This is a genomic window from Nocardia sp. NPDC060259 (genome assembly GCF_042728775.1).
In the GTDB taxonomy this organism is placed as follows: Bacteria; Actinomycetota; Actinomycetes; order Mycobacteriales; family Mycobacteriaceae; genus Nocardia.
Map to the genome: position 1 here is coordinate 1 of NZ_JBHXAY010000016.1, position 21769 is coordinate 21769.

Sequence of the window (21769 nt, forward strand, 5' to 3'; positions counted from 1 at the left end):
ACCTCTTATTATTTTTCCCCCCCCGCGCGGCCCCCCCCCGTTTTCAGCGGGCCCCCCCCCGACCGGCCCAAAATGACACGGTAGCCGCCCGCCCACGCGAGCCTATTTGCGACGCAACGTCATCCGGATAAGTTGCGATGACACCAGGGCTACGAATATTGCAACCCACATGAACACCGCGAAGACGATCGTTCCTGAAACCGCCTGAACGTCAGACTTCACCAATTGGCCTACACCAATATTCGCCCCAGCGACCAGTATCAAGAGCAATCCTGCAGCATAGTTCAGCCATGGAGAGCGTCGATCAGCTGTCCACAGCACGACAATACTGCAAGTCGCGACCACTGCAGAGGCGATTAACACAGCTATCCCGATATCTGCCGCGACACCACGCGTACTGCCCGTACGGCCCAATTTCCATAGCAGCAGAGCAAAAAGTAGCGCCGGCAGTATTGCCCAAAGAGCGTAGATGGTACCCAGTGTTTCCGTGCGGCCGTGCGACCGATTCACTATAGCGACTTCACGGACCACTCAGCGGTACCATCCAATCGCGTTCCGTTATCGAAGGTGCTGGTAGAAGCATCAGGCCACTTACCTCCCGGCCAGATCTCATTGCCTGTTGCCGTCGCTTTCAATGCAAGCAAAGAAGTAACTTGCGCGCCGAGTACTGTAGTAATTCCAGCAACCAGTGCCGTGATCATAGCTGGATCAGCGATTGCCCCCTCCGCTGTCAGCGCCACCCCTGCCCACGAGAAACAGCCGCACCAAACGACATCTTTACCGCTAATCAGCACCCACAAACTCCCCATTCATATGCGAGCCATCCGAGCAGCAAGTTCTGCACCTGCCAGGATATGGGCGTTCGTCAATGACAGAGGGCCGATTGTCGTGCGCCCCGCCGATTCGTCCAATTGCAACGAAACACTGACTCCATCGATGGGCACCACGATATCAATCAAGCCGTCGGGGCGACCATCCGCCACGAAGGCTGGTGCGGATGCGCCTGCCAGCGGGCGAAACCTTGGGTCATTGATCTTCGGCTCGTGACTCACTTTATCCGACCGAGAGATGAATCCGACCCATGACGTACTCGTGTCCACATAGCAATTGCCACTGCGACTCGTGTATGAATCCAGATCGCGGGTAGCTCTTATTCGCGCTCCCGAAACCCCGAGTTCCTGCGTGATGAAATTGAGCAGCGGGTCGCATAGATCCCGCACCCGATAGCCAGAGGAGAACGAGGATTCGATCTGATTGGAATCTATTTCGGGCTCGATATCGACACAGGAAACTAAACATAGGGCCACCGGAACGAGAAGGAGGCACCGCCTGATACCTAGCGAGCTCCTCATCTTCGATCCGTACTTACAGACCAGGTGTTCGTCCCGTCGAGAACCGATTGTTCGTCGGGGTCATCATAGTGGTTGTGCCAGCCCTGCGTAGCCATCGCACCGCCCTTCCGACCAAGACACATGACTGTCCATCCCCCGCATACGACTCCCCTCCCGATCCTTCAGTTCCTCTCCGCAGCTGAGGGTTCCAGGCGAGTACTCGCGGTGTCAATGGTGACAACGGGTTGTCGGCGCTGTCGTGGTTTCAGCTGCGGTCAGTGGGTGGGGAGACCGGGTCTGCGCAGCCGACGACGCGGGATCTAAACAAGACCGTTGTGTTCAACGTGTGTATGACAGCGGGAACTTCGAGCTCGAGTACACTGAATCCACTGGGTTCAGCCCCGCCCCGATCGCGTCCGGGAGGAGTGCGTCATGACTGTTGAGTCAGCGCCCCCTGCGTGGATGCATCAACAGATCACGGCAGTAGAGTACGACTCCTGGTCCGAGGAGCAGTGTGCGGGAATCGAGATCGTCGACGGGATGGTCGTTGTGAGCCCGAGCGCGTCCAAGCGGCACAACCGATTGGCCCGTATTCTGGCTAATTCGCTCGATGCCGCGGCCGGACCGGACTGGAACGCCGACATAGACTTCGATGTCCGGCTCCAGGACGTTCCGCTGACAAATCGCCGCCCGGATGTCGTGGTGTATCGCGCGGACACCATCGATCTCACGCCCACCCGTCCCGAACATGTGGTACTGGTCGTGGAGGTCGTATCTCCAGGATCGGAGACCACCGACCGGATCGTCAAGGTCGACCAGTACGCCAAGGCAGGTATCGCCTTCTATTGGCGCGTCGAGCAGGCCGCAACCGGTGTCCCGCTGATCTACACCTACATCCTCGACCCCGCGACGATGACCTACCGGACCGGGGACATATTCACGGGTGTCGTCACCGCATCGGCGCCTTTCCCGGTGGAGATCGATCTCAGCGAGATCTGATCTCGAGCGAATGCCGGCGGGCCGCCGCGGCGGGTTCTCCGGGGCGGCCCGTTCGGGTTCGGCTACAGCGGCAGGACGTGGTGTTTGCGGGGGTTGCGCTGGATTTTCTTGTCCTGCAGCAGTTTCAGGGCTCGCCGGATTTCGAGGCGGGTGGTGGCTGGTTCGATGACCGCGTCGATGAAGCCGCGTTCGGCTGCTACCCAGGGGGTGGCGATATTGGTGTTGTAGAAGTCGATGAGTTTCTGGCGGATGGCGGCGCGCTGGTCTTCGGGGGCGGCGGCGATCTGGGCGGCGCCGAGGAGGCTGACGGCGCCCTCCGCACCCATGACGGCCAGGCGGGCGGTCGGCCAGGCGAGGTTGATGTCGGCGCCGAGCTGCTTGGAGCCCATCACCGCGTAGCCGCCGCCGTAGGACTTGCGCACGACGAGGGTGATCTTGGGGACCGAGGCCTCGACGTAGGAGAACAGGAAGCGGCCACCGCGCTTGATCACGCCGACCTTCTCCTGTTCGACGCCGGGCAGGAAGCCGGGGGTGTCGACGACGAAGACCAGCGGGATCTCGAACGCGTCGCACAGGCGCACGAAGTGCGAGGCCTTGTCCGAGGCGCGCGCGTCGAGGGCACCGGCCGAGGCCAGCGGCTGGTTGGCGACGACACCGACGGTGCTGCCGTCGACGCGGGAGAAACCGGTGATGATGTTCGGGCCGGTCTCGGCGCTGATCTCCTTGAACTCACCGTCGTCGAAGATGCGCAGCAGGATCTCGTGCATGTCGTAGCCGGCATTGTCGGAGTCGGGCATGAGCGTGTTCAGCTCGCGGTCGGAGTCGGTGATCTCCGGTTCCAGACCGGGATTCACCACCGGCGGCAGTTCCTGGCAGCTGCTCGGCATGTAGCTCAGGTACTCGCGCACCCAGGTGAACGCCGCCTCCTCGTCCTTGGCGACGTGGTGGATATTGCCGTACTCGGCCTGCGTGCGCGCACCGCCGAGCTCCTCGAGGCTGACGTCCTCGCCGGTGACCTCTTTGATGATCTTCGGGCCGGTGACGAACATGTGCGCGGACTCGGTCGCCACCACCACATCGGTGCAGATCGGCTCGTACACCGCGCCGCCGGCACAGTTGCCGAGGATCAGCGAGACCAGCGGCACCATGCCGGACAGCGGCTCGAGATTGGTCGCCATCCAGGCGTACCAGGCCAGCGAACTGATCGCTTCCTGCACGCGCGCGCCGCCGGAATCGTTGATGCCGACCAGCGGGATGCCGACCTTGGACGCGTACTGCATGATGCCGCACAGCTTGCGGCCGAACGCCTCACCGACCGAACCGCCGTAGACGGTCTGATCGTGCGAGAACACCGCCACCGGACGACCGTCGACCATGCCGTGCCCGACGACGACACCGTCACCGTAGAGCGCGGTCGGATCGCCGGGCTTGCGGACCAGAGCACCGATCTCGACGAAGGTGCCCGGGTCCATCAGCATGTTGATCCGGTCGCGGGCACTCGGAATGCCCTTCCGCGCCCGCTTCTCGATCCCCTTCGCGCCTGCGGGCTCTTTGGCGAGCTCGAGGCGCTGATGTAGATCGGCAAGCTTCTCGGCGGTCGTGCTCACTTCTCTCCCTTGGCGATCTTCCCCAGCTTGGCGGACAGGTCCGCACCGATCTGGCCGATCCGCGGCTCGTCCACGATCTGGAGGTGATCGCCGGGGATGTGGACGATCTCCAGGTTCGGGATGTACTCGTCCCAGCCGCCGTTGGGGCGACGGTCCGCGTAGCGCGGCTCGAGCTCGATCGCGCCGTCGTGGTAGCGATCGGCCAGGTAGAGCACGACCTCGCCGTCGTACTGGCTCGGCTGCGCCTGCTGGAGCGCGCGCTGCTCGATCCACGAGGTCCGCTGGTGTTCGAGGACACCGCCGGGAATCTTGGCACCGCTGAGCTTGACCAGATCCATGATCATCTTGATCTGGTCGTCATCGGTTGCCGCGGCCAGCTCTTCGAGCTGCTCCTGGTCCAGTTCAGCGGGGACGTTGTAGGTCTTCTTCGCGAAGGCCTGGTAGCGCTGGAGGCGGGCCAGGCGCTCGGCCGGGCTGTTGTCCTCGGGCTCCACGGTGATGGCGAGGTCGATCAGGCCGACGTGGCGCACGTCGGCGCCTTCCGCGCGCAGCAGCTGGGCCACCTGCAGCGCCAGCACAGCGCCCAGCGACCAGCCGTACAGCACGTACGGACCGTTGCCCTGGATCTTGCGCAGCTCCGGCAGGTACTCGCGGGCCCGTTCCTCGATGGAACCGTCGACCCGCTCGAAGCCGTAGACCGGGGTGTCAGCCGGAAGACGCTTCATCAGGGGCTCGTAGACCAGCGTGTTGCCACCGGCCGGGTGGAACACGAAAACCGGGACCGCGTCGGAACCTTCGGGACGAGCCCGCAGCGGACGGATGAAACCATCCACATCTGCCCCGCTGTCCTGCAGGTTGCGAACGATGTCGGACAGCTGCTCGATGGTCTCGCAGTCGAGCACGTCATCGACGGTGACCTCGGCGCCAACCCGCTCGGTGAGGCGGGCCGCCATCTTCTCGGCGACCTCCTCTTCCAGGATCGGCAGGGTGTTGAAGATGCCGCCCGGAGACGCGTCGGTGACCAATGCCCAGGTGGCGTAGGTCAGGCGCTCGGCCGCGTCACGTGGCGGAACGTTGTCCTCGTCACCGGCCGGGGCCGAGTAGTCGACGTCCGGCATGACCGGCTCGGCGGCAGGCGCCACCTCGGCGACTGCGGGAGCAGCGGCTTCGGCAGCATCCGACACGGGCGCGAATTCCGAAACCGGTTCGGCAGCAGCAGCTTCCGACGGCAACTCGGCACCAGCGGCCTTCGCGGCGGCCAGTGGATCATCGCCCGCCGCGATCGCCGCACGCGCGGCCTCGACGAAGTTGGCGTCGACGCCGATCTCGACGTCCTCACCGGCAGCCTTGGCAGCAGCCTGCTTCTCCGCCATCGCCGCGACCTCGTCGCGATGCTCGATCGCGTACCGCAGCACCTTCGACACCTCGTTGAGGCTGGCGTCGCGCACGGCCGAGATCTGCAGCTGCGGAATGTCGAACTCGTACTCGACGCGGTTCTTGATCCGCATCGCCATCAGCGAGTCGAGACCGAGCTCCATCAGCGGGATCTCCATCGGAAGATCCTCGACGGCGTAGCCCATCGACTCGGCGACGATGACGCACAGCCGCTGCTCGACCGTCTCGGTGCCGTTGGGGTCCCAGCGATCGCTGGTCGCCACGGCGACCTCGGCGGCGGTCGGTTCGGCGACGGCAGCAGCCGGAACGGCAACGGCGGCAACCGGTTCGGGCAGCGCGGCACCGGAGGTGACGACAGCGTCGAACAGCAGGGTGAACCCGACCGGGGTCTTCGCGTGCACCTGCACCGACGCACCACCGAGGTGCGGGGTGAGCGTGGTGGTCAGCGTGCTGGTGGTGGGCAGCGCGGCGTGCGGATGCGACACCGTCACGGCCACATCCGAAAGCACCTGCGCGGCAGCGGCTTGCACCAGCGCGGTCAGATCGGTGACCGAGGAGGCCTGCACCTCCCAGGCATGGCGGCCGTCCGGCATGGCGACATGCGCGCCGGGCACCCGGCTGTTGCCACCGCTCGCGGCGAAGGTGGCCTTGGGCCAGTACTGCTTGCGCACGAACGCGGTTCGCGGCACATCGGCGTAATCACCCTGCGGCAGCAGCGAACTCAGGTTCACCGCGTGACCGTGCACGTACAGCTGGGCCAGCGCGCCGATGACACCGGCGGACTCGTCTTCCTTGCGCTTGAGCGTCGGGATCAGCTGCGCGTCGTGCACGCCCGCGGCGAAGGTGGTGCCGAGAACCTGCATCAGCGCAACGGAATTGGGCGCCAGCTCCAGGAACGTGGTGTGCCCTGAGTCGACGGCGGCCTTGATCGCATTGGTGAAGTACACCGCGTGGCGCATGTTCTTCACCCAGTAGGGCTCGTCGTGGATCGGGTCGGAACCGGGCCGGAAGTACAGGCCCTCGTGCACGGTCGAGTACAGGCCGGTCTTCAGCGAGGTGGGCTCGATACCCGCCAGTTCGGCGGCGAGCTCGCCGAGCAGCGGGTCCATCTGCGAGGTGTGGCCCGCGCCGCGGGTGGGCAGGATGCGGGCGAACTTGCCCATGCCCTCCACCTCGGCGACGATCTGCTCGACCTGCTCGCGCGGGCCGCCGATGACGGTGTTGGTCGGCGCGGCGTACACCGCGCACTCCACGTCGGGGAAGCGCGGCAACAGCTCGGCCACATCGTGGGCGCTGAGCTCGACGAGTGCCATATTGCGCACGTCGTCCTCGGTGATCATCTGCTCGCCCTCGCCCATCAGGCGCGAACGGGCGCAGATCACGCGCACCGCGTCCTCGAGGCTCAGGCCGCCCGCGATGTACGCGCCCGCGACCTCACCCATCGAATGACCGACCACGGCAGCGGGTTCGGCGCCGTGTGCGCGCAGCACCGCGGCCAGACCCAGCTGGGTGGTGAAGATGCCGACCTGGCAGGTGCCGACGTCGTAGTCCTGCTCGTCGTCGAGGAACATCTCGCGAATCGAGTAGCCCGCCTCGTCCTGCACCAGCTCGTCGACCTCGTCGACGGTCTTACGGAAGATCGAGTTCTCGTTGTAGAGCTGCTTGGACATCTTGCGGTGCTGCGCGCCGAAGCCACACATCACCCAGACCGGCGCGGCGGCCGCCGGGGAATCGGCGGTGAACACACCGGCGCCAGGCTTGCCATCGGCGATGGCGCGCAGACCGGCGACGGCCTCTTCGTGCGTCTTGGCGAGCACCACACCGCGCGAACGGTGATGGCTGCGCTTGGCCAGCGACCGGGCGACATCGGTCAGCGGGACGTCCTTGCCTGGACCCTCCAGCCAGTCGGCCAGCTCGGCGGCGGCGCGCTTGCGGCGCGAGGGCAGGTAGGCGGACACGGCAAGGATCACCGGCAGCGGCTCTGCGCGCTCGCCGTCCCACTCGAGCACAGCTTCCGCGTCCTCGGCGGCGGCGACGATCGCGGCGGCCTCGGCGACCACATCGGTGGCCTCTTCGTCGGCGAGCTCGTGGGCGGCGACCTGCTCGGGCGTCACCTCGACATCGGGAACGTCGGGGGTCGGCACGTATTCCTGCAACACCACGTGTGCGTTGGTGCCGCCGAAACCGAAGCCGGAGATGCCGACGGTCGCGACGCCGCTGTAGCGCGGGTACTCGGTCGGGGAGTCGACGACCGCGAGGTTGGCCTGCTCGAACGGGATGTACGGGCTCGGGCCCGCGTAGTTGATGTTCGGCGGAATCACGTTGTGCTGGAACGACATCAGCACCTTGGCGAGGCTGGCCGCACCCGCACCGGATTCGAGGTGGCCGAAGTTGGTCTTGACCGAACCGATCAGGACGGGCTTGTCGGCGTCACGGCCGCGGCCGACGACGCGGGCCAGCGCCTCGGCTTCGATCGGGTCGCCGATGGGGGTGCCGGTGCCGTGGGTCTCGATGTAGTCGACCGAGGACGGGACGATGCCCGCGTCGCGGTAGGCGCGGCGCAGCACATCGGCCTGCGCGTCCGGGTTCGGCGCGAGCAGGCCGTTGGAGCGGCCGTCGTTGTTGACCGCCGAGCCCTTGACCACCGCGTAGATGTGGTCGCCGTCGCGTTCGGCGTCGGCGAGCCGCTTGAGCACGACCAGACCAGCGCCCTCGGAACGGACCATGCCGTCGGCATCGGAGGAGAACGCCTTGATGCGGCCGTCCGCGGAGGTGCCCGGCCCGAATCCGAGCGTCGGGAACGGCATCAGCAGCATGTTCACACCGCCGGCCAGCGCCAGATCGGCGTCGCCCTCCCGCAGCGCGCGCACCGCCTGGTGCACCGCGACGAGGGTGGACGAACAGGCGGTGTCCACGGTGACCGACGGGCCACGGAAGTCGTAGAAGTAGGACACCCGGTTGGCGATGATGCCGTTGGAGCTGCCCATGATCGCGTAGCCCTCGGCCGACGCGGGCACATCGGGGTCGGTCTCACCGAGCGCGAGTGCGGCGATCATCCCGAAATCGCTGGACGAGGAACCGATGAACATGCCGACCGGCGCGCCCTTGAGGTCGCTCGCCGGGATCCGCGCGTGTTCGAGCGCCTCCCAGGTGAGCTCCATCATCAGGCGCTGCTGCGGATCCATCCGCTCGACCTCGACCGGCGAGGTCGCGAAGAACTCGGCGTCGAAGCTCTTGACGACGTCCTGGTCGAGGTAGCCACCCCGGGTCTTGCCCTCGGCGACGGCCGCTGCCACAGCGGGGTCACTCAGGAACTCGGACCAGCGGCCCTCGGGCAGCTCCCGGATCGCGTCACCGCGCCCGATGATGAACTCCCAGGTCGACTCGGGCGTATTGCCCGCGCCCGGCAGACGCGTCGACAGACCGACGACCGCGATGTCGTGCGCCTCGCTCGGCGTGAACGCGGCGGTGTAGTCCTCGTCGTTCTCGGCGGCGGGCTCCGGCTCACCGTTGACGATGATCTCGGCCAGCGACGCGATCGTCGGATGCTGGTAGATCACCGTCGGGGCGAGCGAGACACCGGTGTAGTCCTCGATGTCGCCACCGAGGGCGAGGGCATCGCGCGAGGCCAGCCCGAACTCCTCCATCGGCCGGTCGACCGTGATCGCGTCGACCGACTGCCCGGTCGCGTCCGCGACCCATTTCCGCAGCCAGTCGCGCACCTCGGCAACCGAGTGATCACCCGCAGGGGTGCTCGTCGCGGGAACTTCGGGGTTCTGGGTGGGCGTGCCCTCGTTGTCAGCCATCAATTCCTCAAGCTACCTGTCTGCGTACAGGGCGCGCCGTGGAATGACGCCCGACGCGGGTTCCACGTCGAGCGTCATCACCGAACCGGTCGGCCGATTACTCTTCCGGTGCATCGGGGAAAGCCTGCTGGGTGTAACCACCGCGCAGCGTTCCCTCGAGGTAGGCGGCCTTGCAGGCCCTCCGTGCAATCTTTCCACTGGAGGTACGCGGGATGGAACCCGCGGGGACCAGCAGGATGTCACGAGCGGTCACGCCGTGGCGCAGCGAGACCGCCGCGCGCACCGCGTCGGCGATCGGAGCTGGGTCGGCCTTGCCCGCGCCGGGACCACGTTCGGCCACGATGACCAGCTGTTCGGACGCGTCGTCGGCGTCGAACTTCAGGCCGGAGTGGCTGTCGGCGGTGAAGACCTCGGCGGGCAGCTGGTTGGCAGGCACCGCGAAGGCGGCGACGAAACCGGGCCGCAGCGCCTTGGACGCCTCCTGCGCGGAGTACTCCAGATCCTGCGGGTAGTGGTTGCGGCCGTCGACGATCACCAGGTCCTTGACGCGACCGGTGATGTAGAGCTCACCCTCGAAGTAGACGCCGAAGTCGCCGGTGCGCATCCAGTCCGCGTCGGCCGCGGTGCCCTCGGCGTGCCCGCCCGGCTGACGCTCGGTGACCCGGTTGCGGAAGGTCTTGGTCGACTCGTCGGGGCGTCCCCAGTAGCCGATGCCCATGTTGTTGCCGTGCAGCCAGATCTCGCCGACCTGGCCGTCGGCCAGCTCACGGCCGCCCTCGGGGCCCTCCACCGACTCGGGGTCGATGATCGCGGCCCACTGCGACAGGCCGACGTAACCGCAGGAGACCTGCGCGATGGCGTTCTCGGCGGACTGCTCGACGCGGACCATCCGGCCCTTGTTGAGCTCGTCGCGGTCGACGTAGATGTATTTGGCCTCGTCCTCGGCCTTGGTCGCCGATACGAACAGCGTCGCCTCCGCCATGCCGTAGCAGGGCTTGATCGCGGTCTTGGGCAGGCCGTACGGGGCGAACGCCTCGTTGAACTTCTTCATCGACGAGACCGTCACCGGCTCGGAACCGTTGATCAGGCCGATGACGTTCGACAGGTCGAGCGACTCGCCCGCCTTCGGCACACCACGCGCCGCGGCGTGCTCGAACGCGAAGTTCGGCGCGGCCGCGAACGTGCCCGCACCGTCGGAGACGGCGGCGAGCTCGTTGATCCAGCGCGAGGGGCGGCGCACGAACGCGCTCGGCGACATGATGGTGATGAACTTGCCGCCGACCGCGGGCAGGATGACCGTCAGCAGGCCCATGTCGTGGAACAGCGGCAGCCAGGTGACACCGCGCGAGTTCTCGTTCATGTTCAGCGAGTTGATCATCTGCAGCAGGTTGGTGCCGACCGCGCGGTGGGTGATCTCCACACCGGCCGGGACCCGGGTCGAACCCGAGGTGTACTGCAGGTAGGCGATGTCATCGATCGCGGTGTCGGGACGGACCCAGGAATCACCGAGGGTGTCCGGGATGGCGTCGACGGCGATGATGCGCGGACGCTGCGCGGCGGGCAGCGAACGGAAGAACTGGCGGACACCGGCGGCCGAGGAGGTCGCGGTGAGGATCGCCGAGGGCTCACAGTCACCGAGCACGGCGTGCAGCCGGTCGGTGTGGCCCGGCTCGTCCGGGTCGAACAGCGGGACCGAGATGGTGCCCGCGTAGATCGCCGCGAAGAAGGAGATCACGTAGTCCAGGCCCTGCGGCGCGAGGATCGCGACCCGGTCGCCCGGGTTGGTCACCTGCTGCAGGCGAGCGGCCACCGCGCGCAGCCGAACTCCGAACTCCTGCCAGGTCAGCTCGTGCACCTCGCCGTCGCGTTCCCGCGAGTAGTCGATGTAGCGGTACGCGAGCGTGTTCGCATCGTTACGGGTGTGCTTCTCGACGTGATCGACCAGGGTCCGACCCTCGGGAATGATGAGGTTCCCGGTTTCGTCCAGGTAGTCGTCGAAAGTCTCTTCCATTCCTTCTTCTCCTCCGAGGCCCAGACACCGGTGAATTTCCCAACGCACTTCGGCGCTGACACCCGTGAGGCCCCGACTCGCTATCGCCACCGGCCCCCGGACGACGCCGTGCGTGCATCCTGACAACCTGCGGATTTTCGAGCGGTCTGCGCGGTGACCGCTATCGGCTAGATGTTCTCAAACCAGAGTCATGTTACAGAGAACCCCCGCTCAGTCCTCCCGCAGCAGCGGAATGACAGGCGCGAAAGCGTCCATCTGGGTGGGGAAGATACCCACATACGACATCGACGTGAGTTCGCGCACACGCTTGATCTGTTCGGCGATCTCTTCGAAGCTGCCGATCGCGACGTACGGCGAATTCAGGATGTCTTCCACCGACAGCTCGACGTCGACCTCGAGGTCGGGGTGCAGGCCGCGGGCGATCGCGTTCAACGCCATCTCCGCGGTCTTCTCCCGATCGTCGGTGATGACGATCGCGGTGATCGCCCAGTTCAGTTCGATGTCGGCGAAACGGTCACCGGCAGCGGCCTTGACGATGTTGACCTTCTCGATCGTCTTCTCGAGCGTGATGCCCGACAGCAGGCCCTTACCGTTCTTGGTGGTCTGCGGGACGATCGAGACGATGTCGGCGTGCTTGGCCGCCAGCGCGAGCATCTTCGGCCCGCCGCCACCGGTACACAGCGGCGGACGCGGACCCTGCCGCGGACGCGGGGTCCCCTTGATGCCGCGCACCTGGTAGTGCTTGCCCTCGAAGTTGCACTCCTGACCACGCAGCAGCGTGTCCAGGATGGTCAGCGACTCGTCGAGCTTCTCGAGCCGGACGCCGGGCCGCTCGAACGGGATGCCCGCGTTGTCGAACTCCTCCTTGATCCAGCCCGCGCCGACGCCGACCTCGAGCCGGCCCTTCGACAGCACGTCGATGGTGGCCAGGTCCTTGGCGAGCACCACCGGATGGCGCAAGCCGTTCGCCAGCACCGAGGTGCCGAGGCGGATCTTGTCGGTCGCCTGGGTCAGTGCGCCGAGCGCGGCGATCGGCCCGATCTGGTCACCCAGGTGGTCGGGCACGAAGAAGGTGTCGAACCCGTACTCCTCGGCCTGCTGCGCAGTCTGGACGAACTTGCGTGCGCCGCCCTCCTGCTTGTTGCCCTCGCCCGCCGCTCCGAAGCGGAACGGACGCAGCGGCGTACCCAGCGCGGTCAACTCACCGACGGGTGCGGCAGCTTCGGTCATGAACTCATCGCTCCTGGCTGTTGCACGCTTTCGCGTACTAGGCGGTGTACTCGGGCTCGCCGCCTACTCCGCGGTAGCGGGGGTAGACGGCGCGATCACCAGCGCACTTTACAGCGTGCGGGCGGATGGGCGTGCGGATGTCACAGCGAGGCATGATCCATGGCAATCACACACCCGCTGTGACTGTGACAACTCCGCCTCTTGCGCCCGCTCAGGAATGCGGTGGGTGTGGCGCGTTCTCGATCAGGCCAGCGGCCCAGTTCACCGTCCACTGGGTGGCGGTGGTGCCCTGCGCGTCGACCGTGTTGGTGGCGTACAGCGCGTGCACCGGGTTGCCCGCGGAGCGGATCAGGGCGCCCAGGCTGGTCAGCGCGTTGGCCGGGCTGAGCGCCTCGCGTGGCGCGTCGCAGATCATGTCGCCGGGCGCGCAGATGGAGTTCACCTTCGGCGCCAGCGAGCCGAAACCGCCGGGACGGGCACCGGTCATGCTGATGCCCGGCACGTTGATTCCCCGCAGCGCGACCTCGGCGCCCTGGCCCGCGGGCGGCGGATCGCCGATCTCGGTGGGCTGGCCAGGACCGGTCTCGCCGGTGCGGCGGCCGTCGGCGATGACCGTCACGCCGAGAACCTTGTCGGCCGGGATGGGTCCGTTGCCGGCGCCGATCTGCGCGGCCAGGTCACCGGCGATGACGGCGCCCTGGGAGAAGCCGGAGATGACATAGGTGGTCAGCGGGCATTCCTTGTGCCGCTGGGCCAGGATGTCGGTCGCCCGCGCTGCGCCCTCGGTGCGGCTGTTGTTGTAGGAGGCCTGGCCGTCCGGCGGGATCGCGATCGGGTTCGAGAACTGGGCCACGTAGGGCACCGTGTACACCTCGAGCCGATTGTCCGGGAACTGCGCGCGCAGCGGCCCGCTGACGCTGAGCATCAGCGAGATCGGGTTGGCGCTGGGGTTGTACGGATCGTCGCGGCTCGCCGACTCCCAGGTGCCGGGGATCGAGAGCAGCATCACATCGGGACAATCCGCCGACTGCGACGTCGGTGGCGGCGGTCCGGGCGGAGTGGGCCCCGGCTCGCGCAACCGGCCTGCCAGCAGGTACCAGAGCAGCACGATGACGATGATCGCCAGGACGAACAGCGCCAGCACGGTCAGGCACCCCACAGGCCAGAGCCTGCGGGTGCGTCGCGTCGGTCGGGGGTTCACTAGCAGTAGGTCGTGGTCGCGGCGGCGATGTAGATCTGAGCGGCCTTGTTGACGTCCATCTTGGCCGGGTCGAAGGCCGGGTCGGTGCCTGCCATCGCGGCGACGAAGGTCGCCATGTCGGATTCACTCGCACCGGTGGCCTTCGTCGAGCAGATGTAGCTCGCCGCGGTCAGCGCGCTCGCCGGGTCGGCGGGGGTGATCCCGTTCTTGGCCAGCTCGTCGAGGAAGGCCTTGTCCTTACCGGCGGCGGGCGCCGCCGCGGCCGACGTGGTCTCCGGCGCGGCCTGCGGCTGCTCGGGGGCAGCGCTGCTCTCCGGCGCGGCGGTCGCCGACGGCGCGTGGTCGCCGTGGCCTTCCGCGGGTGCCTGGGTGGCCGACGAAGCGGCGGCACTCGCGCTGGTGGAGAGGGTGGGCGTCTGCGAAGCGGTCGAGTCGTTGCCGCCACAGGCGGACAACAGGGCGACGGCAGCCAGGGCCGCGACCGATCCGGCAACCTTGCCAGGGATCCGATGCATGAAGATGTCTTTCCTCGATCGTTCGTCAGGGAAGCGGTCGCAGACCAGGCTAGCCGCACATTCGGCGCCGCCGGGTACCGCGCGACGATGCTCAGAGAGTTCTCAGCCCGAACTCACACCCCGTGAACTTCGGATTTGCCATTGCGCACCACGATGAACCCGGTCTGGAAGTTCTGCTGGATTCCGCCGGGGACGGCGAATTCGTCGGACACCGGATACCCCAGCCGTCCGTTCTCGAACCCCTGCGCGCCCCAGGCGTCGGCGAGGGCGCCCTTGCGCACCGACCAGGCGCCCGACAGCGGACTCCAGTAGATGTTGCCGCCCTCGAACCGGCTGTACCGCCCGAGATCCTTCAGCGGCGCCTCCTCGGCCACCGGGAAGCCGAGCGGGCTGTTCTCGAAGCCGAGGGCAGCGTACTTGTCCAGGATGAAGCCCTGCACGCGGTGCGCGCCGGTGGCCGCGCTGTAGAACATGGGGCCGTGTTCGAAGGCCTGCACCACGCCGTCGCGGCTCGGCGTCGGCGCCTCCGCGGCCACCGGATATCCGGCGGGCCCACGCTCGTAGCCCTGTTCGCCCCATTCCTCGAGGATCGCGCCGCGCATCACCTGCGCGCCGGTATCGGGGGTCCAATAGATCGAGCCGCCATCGAAGGCCTGCATCCGGCCGCGCCCGTCGGGCAGGCCCCGCTCGTCGCCGGTCGGCAGGCCGAGCGGGGAGAGCGGTCCGCCGACGCCTGAGTAGGCACCGCCGATGCGGCCCGCGACCGGATGCGCGCCGGTCGCCGCGGAGTAGAAGACCCGGCCGTTCACGAAGTCCTGCACCACCGCGGGACCGAGGGGGTACTCGCCGGTGACACAGTTGCCGATCCAGCTCTGCGCCACCGGGGCGATCGCACCGGCCGTCGCGCAGGCGGCACCGTCGGGGTCGGCGCCGAGGGCGGCCGCGGCATGCGGCCAGGACTGACGCATCTCGAAGTCCCAGTACGGCCAGGTGTGCGTCCCGGCCGGCCGGTAGTTGACCTGGACCGGAATCGCGAGTTCACCCAGTTTGGTGACGAAGTTCTGTGTCGAGAGCCTGGACAGGATCTCGAGCCCGGTGCCCGACCAGTTGTCACTGGTCATCGGCAACGGACCGGGCTGGTCATGGGTGCCTGCCAGGCCGCTGCCCGAGGACACGTACACGCTGATCCCCTGCAGCTTGTCGGCCATCCGCTCCGGATCGTGCGCCTCCCATTCCGGCCCGCCGGGCGGCCCCCACATCGCCGTGGAGTCGAAGCCGCCCACGCTGCGGACCGCGAACTCGATCGCCTGCGGCATACCGAGCGTGGTGGTGGTCAGCAAGCCGGAATACGACGCGGCGAACTTGACGAAATCCGGGTTGCGGGCGGCCAGATTCATCGCGCCGGTGCCGCCCATCGACAGGCCGGCGACGGCGCGGACACCGGTGGTCCGCCAATCGCGTTCGAGCAGCGGTGGCAGTTCCTTGGTCAGGAATGTTTCCCACCGATAGTGTTTTCCATTGCTCGGTTGCAGCCAGTCGGTATAGAAACTGGACTGTCCACCGACGGGCAGCACGACATTCACATTCTTATCGGCGAAGAATCCTTCCGCGTCGGCGTCTTTGGTCCAGCCGTTTTCGTCGTCGGTCGCCCGGAGTCCGTCGAGCATCAGCAACATCGGAAAACGCGCGTCGGGCCGCAGATGCCAATCCCTGGCAAGCAACATCTGTACTTGGATAGAGGTATTCATCGCCGCGGAGTGCACCCACAGCGCCACCCGCCGGTCCGACAGCCACTCGAGGCGCTCGATCGCCGAGGCCGCGGCGGGCTGGGCGGCCGCCACAGCGGGAAACACGGACTGGCCCAGGGGAAGCGCGATCGCCGTCGCCATGGCCAGTGGGGCGCCAAGTCGACACGCAAGGCGCCGCCGGGCGGACGGGCCGCGGTCCCTCTCCTTCTGCGCGACTCTCATCAGGTCGTTGTACCTCGCCAGGGGCGAGATAGGCGGCAGGCGCGCGGAAGTAAGGAACGGTTCACTTCGGTCTGTGACCTGACCGAAAGCGCGGTTGTGCAATCATCACCTCGTGCCGAACGTTCGGTCGATATCGATCTGGGGCCGATTCAGCTTCCCGGTCGCGAAAACGATTCGGCGAAAAGAACCTCATACCGAAATGAATCTTGCACGGCCTGTTCGCCAGCGGCTCGCCGAACCCGTGGAATCCGCGGTCCGAGCGCGCGACCCAGATGTCCGACAAGCAATTCCTCGCGCAGATGGAGATATTCGCCAGTTACTACGGGGCCCGCTGTTGCGAGCTGATGCATTGTTCACCTCCTCTAAGGTTGCTCGGTCGAGCTCGGTTGGAGCAGGATTCTGGACTGCCAGACCGTGGCATTGACCCACCACAGCAGCCCGCCCGCGTACTCGCGGCACTGCACGAGGCGAAGGCGATGCAGCTCGCCGAGGTAGACGCCGGTCTGGCGGGTGTCGTGCCACAGAACCGCGGCGAACTCATACACGGTGGTGCTCTGGTTGCGCACCGGTGCGACCGCGGCGAGAGATTCCAGCGCCCACCGCTGGCAGCGGGTCAGTGTGACCGGCACGTCGTCGTCGATCATTCGGCCGCCGCCTCGAGCGCGTCGAGAACCGCGAGCGCGGCGCGCACGTCGGCGTCGAGCTCGCGTAGCTGGGTTCCGTTGTCCCATAGACCGAACGCCATGGTGTTTTCGCGGCCCTCGTCGTCGATGCGCGACCATGAGGCGTCGTCGCGTTGCAGCCACCCGAGCGTCACCGGACTGCCCGCCGAGGCTGCACCCGCAGCGGCAGCCAAATCTGCCACAGCTCGCGATGTCTGCGGAACGCGATCCCATCCCGGAACAGCACCCAGAGGGCGCGGCGAGCTTTCCACTTTTCGGCAGACCCGCGCCGCGGGCGATCTGCTCGACGGTCAACATGCCACACCGCGCCTGTTGGGCTGCGCATCAAACGCCACCGTGAACGCATCGGGATGACTCGGCCCGTGCTGGGTGGCATCGTCGACCGGTCGGCCCAGTGGGTCAAGTCGGTTGAGACCGTGAAGATTCAGACACCGTGCGGTGCTCGCCGGCGTCTACCAACTCACCGATTTCTACGTCGCGTACCAACGGGATGCGGCGTTGGTGTGGCTCGTCGCCGACCGCGCCCTCGAGCAAGCCGAGGCCGCCGACGATCCGTACATGATCGCTTGCTCTGCATGGGGAATGGTGCAGGCGCTGCGCGACTCCGGCCGGTGGGATGAGGCGCTGAGCCTGATCGACTCTGGCACAACGCTGCTCGCCCCGCACGTCGCGCTTGACGAGACTCCGGACGATTGGTGAGGGATCACCGGCGCCCTACACGCCGAGGGTGCACTCGTACACGAGCGCCGCGGCCGATATGGCTGGTCGGCATGAGACCGTGCCGACGGCTGGGCTCGCAAGCTCGGCCCCGGATACCGGCACATGCAGACCTCGTTCGGTCAGGCCGTGCCGAGCGCGAACGCAGTCACGCTCGGCGTGGATCTGCGCCGCTCCGGCGAGGCGCTGCGTGCAGCTCGCCAGCTCGATCCCACCGCGATCGTGTCGGTACCACGTCGGTCCCGGCACCTCATCGAGGTGGCTCGCGCGTACGCACAGCGCAACGAGCCCGCCGCCGTCGTGGAGATGCTCGACAGGTCGCAGCGCACCGCGCTGGAGACGATCAGCTACTCAAACAACCCCAAGGAATCCCGAACCATCCCAAGGAATCCCAAGGTGGCGTGCTGTGAGCTGGGGAGATACAGCGGTTCAAGACCCCATCAAGTCGAGCGGTGAAACAGCGAAGGCATGGCCGCGAACGATGTTCGCCACAGCCATGCCTTCGTCGATATTCAGTTGATGCGTATCAGACGCCGAGAGCGGCGAGGATCTGCGGGCGACCGGCCCAGAGCTGGTCCTCCCAGTACTTCCAGGTGTGGGTGCCGGTAGCGGGGAAGTCGAACGTGGCGGGAACGCCGATCGACTTCAGCCGCGATTCGAACGACCGGGTGCTGATCAGGGTGACCGCCTCGATGCCCATACCGACGCCGGTATCGAAGACCTCGCCGGGGTTGCGCGGGTTGTTGTACTGACCCGGCAGGCCGCTGCCCGCGGAGATCCGCATCGGCAGACCCTTGAGCTGCGCCGCCACGGTGAAGGGGTCCATCCGCAGCCACTGCGGGCTCCACGGCGGAGCCAGCGAGTCGGAGCTGTAGGCGCCCCAGCGCAGCATGGCCACGCGCACGGCTTCGCGCATGCCCGGCTGCGAGAGGTTGAGGGCGCCGGAGAACGAACCGGCGTACTTGAACTGGTCGCGGTGCATGGCGGCCAGCGACAGCGCCGCGCTGCCACTCATCGACAGGCCGATGATGCCGTTGTTGGTCTTGGAGACGCCGTAGCCGGCGAGGAAGTTCGGGAGTTCCTCGGTCAGGAAGGTTTCCCACTTGTAGGTGGTCTTCTGCCCGTTGAGGCTGCTCGGCGACACCCAGTCGGCGTAGAAGCTCGACATACCACCGACCGGCATCACCAGGGTGACGTTGTCGTTGGCGAACTGCTGCATGGCGTTGGTCTCGAACGACCACGCGTTCTTGTCATCGCGCGCCGCCATACCGTCGAGCAGGTACAGCGCGGCGGATCCGCCGTTCTTGGCCCACTGGACCTGAACCTTCACGGGCCCCATCACCGAGGGGACCATCAGCTCCTCGTAGCCACCGGCCGGCGCCCGCAGGACGGGAGTCGCGGGCGCGGCCGAAGCGGCGACGGTGGCGGAAAAGGGCATGGCGACCGCGGCGGCGATCGCGACAAGCGCACGCAATCGCCGGTGCAGCCGTGGATCACTGCTCGCGTCGCTCAGCCCTGAAGCTGGCGTCCGTCCGAAGCGCATGGTGCGGCTCTCTTTCCGAGTTGTTCTCGACGCCGCCGGAATGCGCCCGACCGCATACCACCACGTCTATCCAATTGGCCACGCAAACTTGACTTTTCAGATGACAGCACGCGGCCTTCTGTCCGCGATGAAGGGTAGTCATACAGCGACGTCAGTGCAACCTATCCAGGAGTTTCACCCGATGTTTGCCGACAGGTCGGGAATCATGCGGAATGCTTCCGCGCCCCAGGTATTCCACGCGTGAATTCCGTACGCGGGGTAGGAGTAGGTGACATTGCGTGCTCCGAGCGTGGCCATGCGGACCTCGAATGCCCGGGTATTGGCCAGTGCCATGGCTTCCAGGCCCATGCCGTTGACGGTATCCATGGTCGGGCCGTCCTGGCCCGACGGCCGGCCGGAGGCCGCACCGATCCACAGGCGGGTGTTGTTGCCGATCAAGTTCGGCGCGAACACGAACGGGTCCATCCGCAGCCACTGCGGGCCCCACGGCGGCGCCATCGCGTCCACGTTGTATCCGCCCGCATCGAGCATGGCCAGGCGGATTGCCTCGCGCATTCCGGGGGCCGAGATGTTCAGGTAACCGGAGAACGCACCGGCGTAGGAGAACTGATCAGGGTGATAGGCAGCCAGCGTCAAGGCGGCTGATCCACCCATCGACAAACCGAATACGCCGTTGCGGTCGCGGCGGAACCCGAGCCGGTCGGCCAGTGCGTTGCGCAGGTCGACGGTCAGGAAGGTCTCCCATTGGTACCGGTAGCTCTTGCCGGGGCCCGCGGCGGAGCCGGTGGCGAAGAAATCGCTCGGCGCGTTCCAATCGGCGTAGAAACTCGACATGCCGCCGACCGGCATCACGACATTGATATTCGCCGCGGCCAGCGCGTTGGGTACGTCGGTGGCTTCCTCCCAGCCGTTGAGGGACTCGGGGGCGCGCATACCGTCGAGGGCGTAGACGACGCGCTGGGTGTTGCCGTCGGCGGCACGCAGGACGCGGGTCTTGATCGGGCCCATACCGGAGTCGACCCAGAAGTCGAACGCGCCGGGATGGAATCCGGCCGACGCCGGTGCGGTAGTCCCGGCGACGACCGTTCCGAGCGGCGCCAGCAGAACCAGGGAAACGCCGGCAGCCCAGCGCTTCGCCCACGATCCACGGGTCTCGACGGGCCTACGCTTCCAGCGCAGTGTTCGCATTCGATCGACCTTTCTCGCCAAGACCGCCTGCGCAAACTCTGAGCTACGCAACCGGATCCCTCATCGGACGTCGAAATGACTCGATCCAGGGCAAAACGGACGATTCAACCTCGACGCATGCTCACTGTGTATCAACCGCTGACGAACGCTTCCATGTTGCTGGAAAGTGACCCGCAGCACAACCGGAGGTCACCTGCCGCACATGATTCGTCACCCCGTGTCCTTCGGATCGAGACGTAAACGAAAAAACCGCCCGGTGCGTCATGCACCGGGCGGTTTCGCCGTCGAACGGGTGGAGCTAGCCGATGTTGGCCGACAGATCCGGGATCATGCGGTTGACCTCGGTCTCCCAGTTGCGCCAGTTGTGCACGCCGGTGATCGGGAAGTCGAAGTTCGCGTTGCCGCCGCCGAGGGTGGCCATCCGGACCTGGAAGGCACGGGTGTTCACCATCGCGAGCAGCTCCAGCGGCACGCCCTGGACGATCTCCATCGGGTTGGACACGTCGCCCGCACCGGGGATACCGCTGGCCGAGGACACCCACACGCGGGTGCCGTTGGCGACCAGACGCGGCGCGAAGACGAACGGGTCCATGCGCAGCCACTGCGGGCCCCACGGCGGCGCCATCGCGTCGATGTTGAAGCCACCGGCCGAGACCATCGCGACGCGCATCGCCTCACGCATGCCCGGCGCCGAGATGTTCAGGTAGCCGGAGAACGAGCCGGCGAAGCTGAACTGATCGGGGTGGTAGGCGGCCAGCGTCAGCGCGGCCGAACCGCCCATCGACAGACCGAACACACCGTTGTTGTTCGGGTTGAAGCCGAGGCGGCTCGACAGCGCGTTGCGCAGGTTGTTGGTAAGGAAGCTTTCCCACTTGTAGGTGTTCTTCTTACCTGCGACCTGGGCCGGAGCGATCGACGAACCAGTCATCGCGGAACCGGTGGCGGCCGAGCCGGTCGAGCTGCCGCCCGAGCCCGCGTCGAGGCCGAAGAAGTTGCTCGGCGCGTTCCAGTCGGCATAGAAGCTGGACTGGCCGCCGACCGGCATGACGACGTTGATGTTGGCCGCGGTCAGCGCACGGGCGACGTTGGTGTCGATCTCCCAGCCGCTGAGATCGTCACGCGCCCGCATGCCGTCGAGCGCGTACACGACGCGGCCGGTGTTGCCGTCGGCGGCACGGAAGATCCTGGACTTGATCGGGCCCATCTCGGAGTCGACCCAGAAGTCGAAGCCGCTGGGGTCGAAGGCCGCCGTTGCCGTACCGGTGGGACCTGCCACCGATGCGCCGAGCGGCAGCACAACCGCCAGGGAAACCAGCACCGACCGCTTGAGCCAGCCGGCTCCCCTGGCTCTTAGACGTCCGCCACGCATTCTGTTTTTGGCCTTTCCTCGTGCGGTTCGCGCGGAACCGCGGTTGCAATGACCGCCGACTTACTACCGGCACACCAGTGCGCCGACGGAGTTCCTCGTTGACCATATCGCTACATCGATAGCCGGACGTTACCGAAAAGAGATTTAATGGTGTTCGCCACTAAGAAAAGCCTGAACAGGGGTGTAACCACTGGGCTCATGGGT

At 66.6% G+C, this 21769-nt stretch carries 15 protein-coding genes; 3 read left to right on the forward strand and 12 right to left on the reverse strand.

Annotated elements, in window-relative coordinates:
• Positions 1 to 1763: 1763 nt before the first annotated feature.
• Positions 1764 to 2330: a Uma2 family endonuclease gene (locus ACFWF2_RS09390; RefSeq protein WP_379306298.1), complete on the forward strand. Its 567-nt coding sequence runs from the start codon at positions 1764 to 1766 to the stop codon at positions 2328 to 2330.
• A gap of 62 nt (positions 2331 to 2392) precedes the next feature.
• On the opposite strand, the gene ACFWF2_RS09395 is transcribed toward ACFWF2_RS09390, so the two are convergent.
• From ACFWF2_RS09395 to ACFWF2_RS09435, 9 genes are all read right to left on the reverse strand, one after another.
• Positions 2393 to 3937 carry an acyl-CoA carboxylase subunit beta gene (locus tag ACFWF2_RS09395; RefSeq protein ID WP_379306300.1) on the reverse strand — a complete coding sequence of 515 codons (1545 nt, stop codon included), beginning with the start codon at positions 3935 to 3937 and terminating at the stop codon, positions 2393 to 2395.
• Positions 3934 to 9138, reverse strand: coding sequence for a polyketide synthase Pks13 (gene pks13 / locus ACFWF2_RS09400; RefSeq protein ID WP_379306302.1), 5205 nt, complete (start codon positions 9136 to 9138; stop codon positions 3934 to 3936). Before pks13 ends, ACFWF2_RS09395 begins: the two co-directional genes overlap by 4 nt.
• A 97-nt stretch (positions 9139 to 9235) precedes the next feature.
• Positions 9236 to 11149: a long-chain-fatty-acid--AMP ligase FadD32 gene (gene fadD32 / locus ACFWF2_RS09405; protein WP_379306304.1), complete on the reverse strand. Its 1914-nt coding sequence runs from the start codon at positions 11147 to 11149 to the stop codon at positions 9236 to 9238.
• A 210-nt stretch (positions 11150 to 11359) separates the two neighbouring features.
• Positions 11360 to 12379: an LLM class F420-dependent oxidoreductase gene (locus ACFWF2_RS09410; RefSeq protein ID WP_379306306.1), complete on the reverse strand. Its 1020-nt coding sequence runs from the start codon at positions 12377 to 12379 to the stop codon at positions 11360 to 11362.
• Between the two features lie 211 nt (positions 12380 to 12590).
• The gene (locus ACFWF2_RS09415; RefSeq protein WP_379306308.1) at positions 12591 to 13538 is read right to left on the reverse strand and encodes a cutinase family protein; all 948 of its coding nucleotides are present in this window, start codon (positions 13536 to 13538) and stop codon (positions 12591 to 12593) included.
• Positions 13539 to 13579: 41 nt separating this feature from the next.
• Positions 13580 to 14095, reverse strand: coding sequence for a DUF732 domain-containing protein (locus ACFWF2_RS09420; protein WP_379306310.1), 516 nt, complete (start codon positions 14093 to 14095; stop codon positions 13580 to 13582).
• A 113-nt stretch (positions 14096 to 14208) separates the two neighbouring features.
• Entirely contained in the window at positions 14209 to 16065 is a 1857-nt protein-coding gene (locus tag ACFWF2_RS09425; protein ID WP_379306312.1) for an alpha/beta hydrolase-fold protein, read from the reverse strand.
• Between the two features lie 362 nt (positions 16066 to 16427).
• Positions 16428 to 16709: a hypothetical protein gene (locus ACFWF2_RS09430; protein ID WP_379306314.1), complete on the reverse strand. Its 282-nt coding sequence runs from the start codon at positions 16707 to 16709 to the stop codon at positions 16428 to 16430.
• On the reverse strand, positions 16706 to 16930 hold the full coding sequence (locus ACFWF2_RS09435; RefSeq protein ID WP_379306315.1) for a hypothetical protein: 225 nt from the start codon (positions 16928 to 16930) through the stop codon (positions 16706 to 16708). The genes ACFWF2_RS09430 and ACFWF2_RS09435 overlap by 4 nt, the downstream gene beginning before the upstream one ends.
• A 256-nt stretch (positions 16931 to 17186) precedes the next feature.
• On the opposite strand from ACFWF2_RS09435, the gene ACFWF2_RS09440 reads away from it, so the two are divergent.
• Entirely contained in the window at positions 17187 to 17447 is a 261-nt protein-coding gene (locus ACFWF2_RS09440) for a hypothetical protein (RefSeq protein ID WP_379306317.1), read from the forward strand.
• Positions 17448 to 17570: 123 nt separating this feature from the next.
• Positions 17571 to 17921 (forward strand): hypothetical protein, encoded by a 351-nt coding sequence (locus ACFWF2_RS09445; RefSeq protein WP_379306319.1) that lies wholly within the window; start codon positions 17571 to 17573, stop codon positions 17919 to 17921.
• Positions 17922 to 17991: 70 nt separating this feature from the next.
• Here the strand turns inward: ACFWF2_RS09445 and ACFWF2_RS09450 are convergent, their stop codons facing one another.
• The 3 genes from ACFWF2_RS09450 to ACFWF2_RS09460 form a co-directional block, all read right to left on the reverse strand.
• Positions 17992 to 19008: an alpha/beta hydrolase gene (locus ACFWF2_RS09450; RefSeq protein WP_379306321.1), complete on the reverse strand. Its 1017-nt coding sequence runs from the start codon at positions 19006 to 19008 to the stop codon at positions 17992 to 17994.
• A gap of 174 nt (positions 19009 to 19182) precedes the next feature.
• Positions 19183 to 20196, reverse strand: coding sequence for an alpha/beta hydrolase (locus ACFWF2_RS09455; RefSeq protein WP_379306323.1), 1014 nt, complete (start codon positions 20194 to 20196; stop codon positions 19183 to 19185).
• Positions 20197 to 20494: 298 nt separating this feature from the next.
• On the reverse strand, positions 20495 to 21565 hold the full coding sequence (locus tag ACFWF2_RS09460) for an alpha/beta hydrolase (RefSeq protein ID WP_379306325.1): 1071 nt from the start codon (positions 21563 to 21565) through the stop codon (positions 20495 to 20497).
• Between the last annotated feature and the right edge of the window lie 204 nt (positions 21566 to 21769).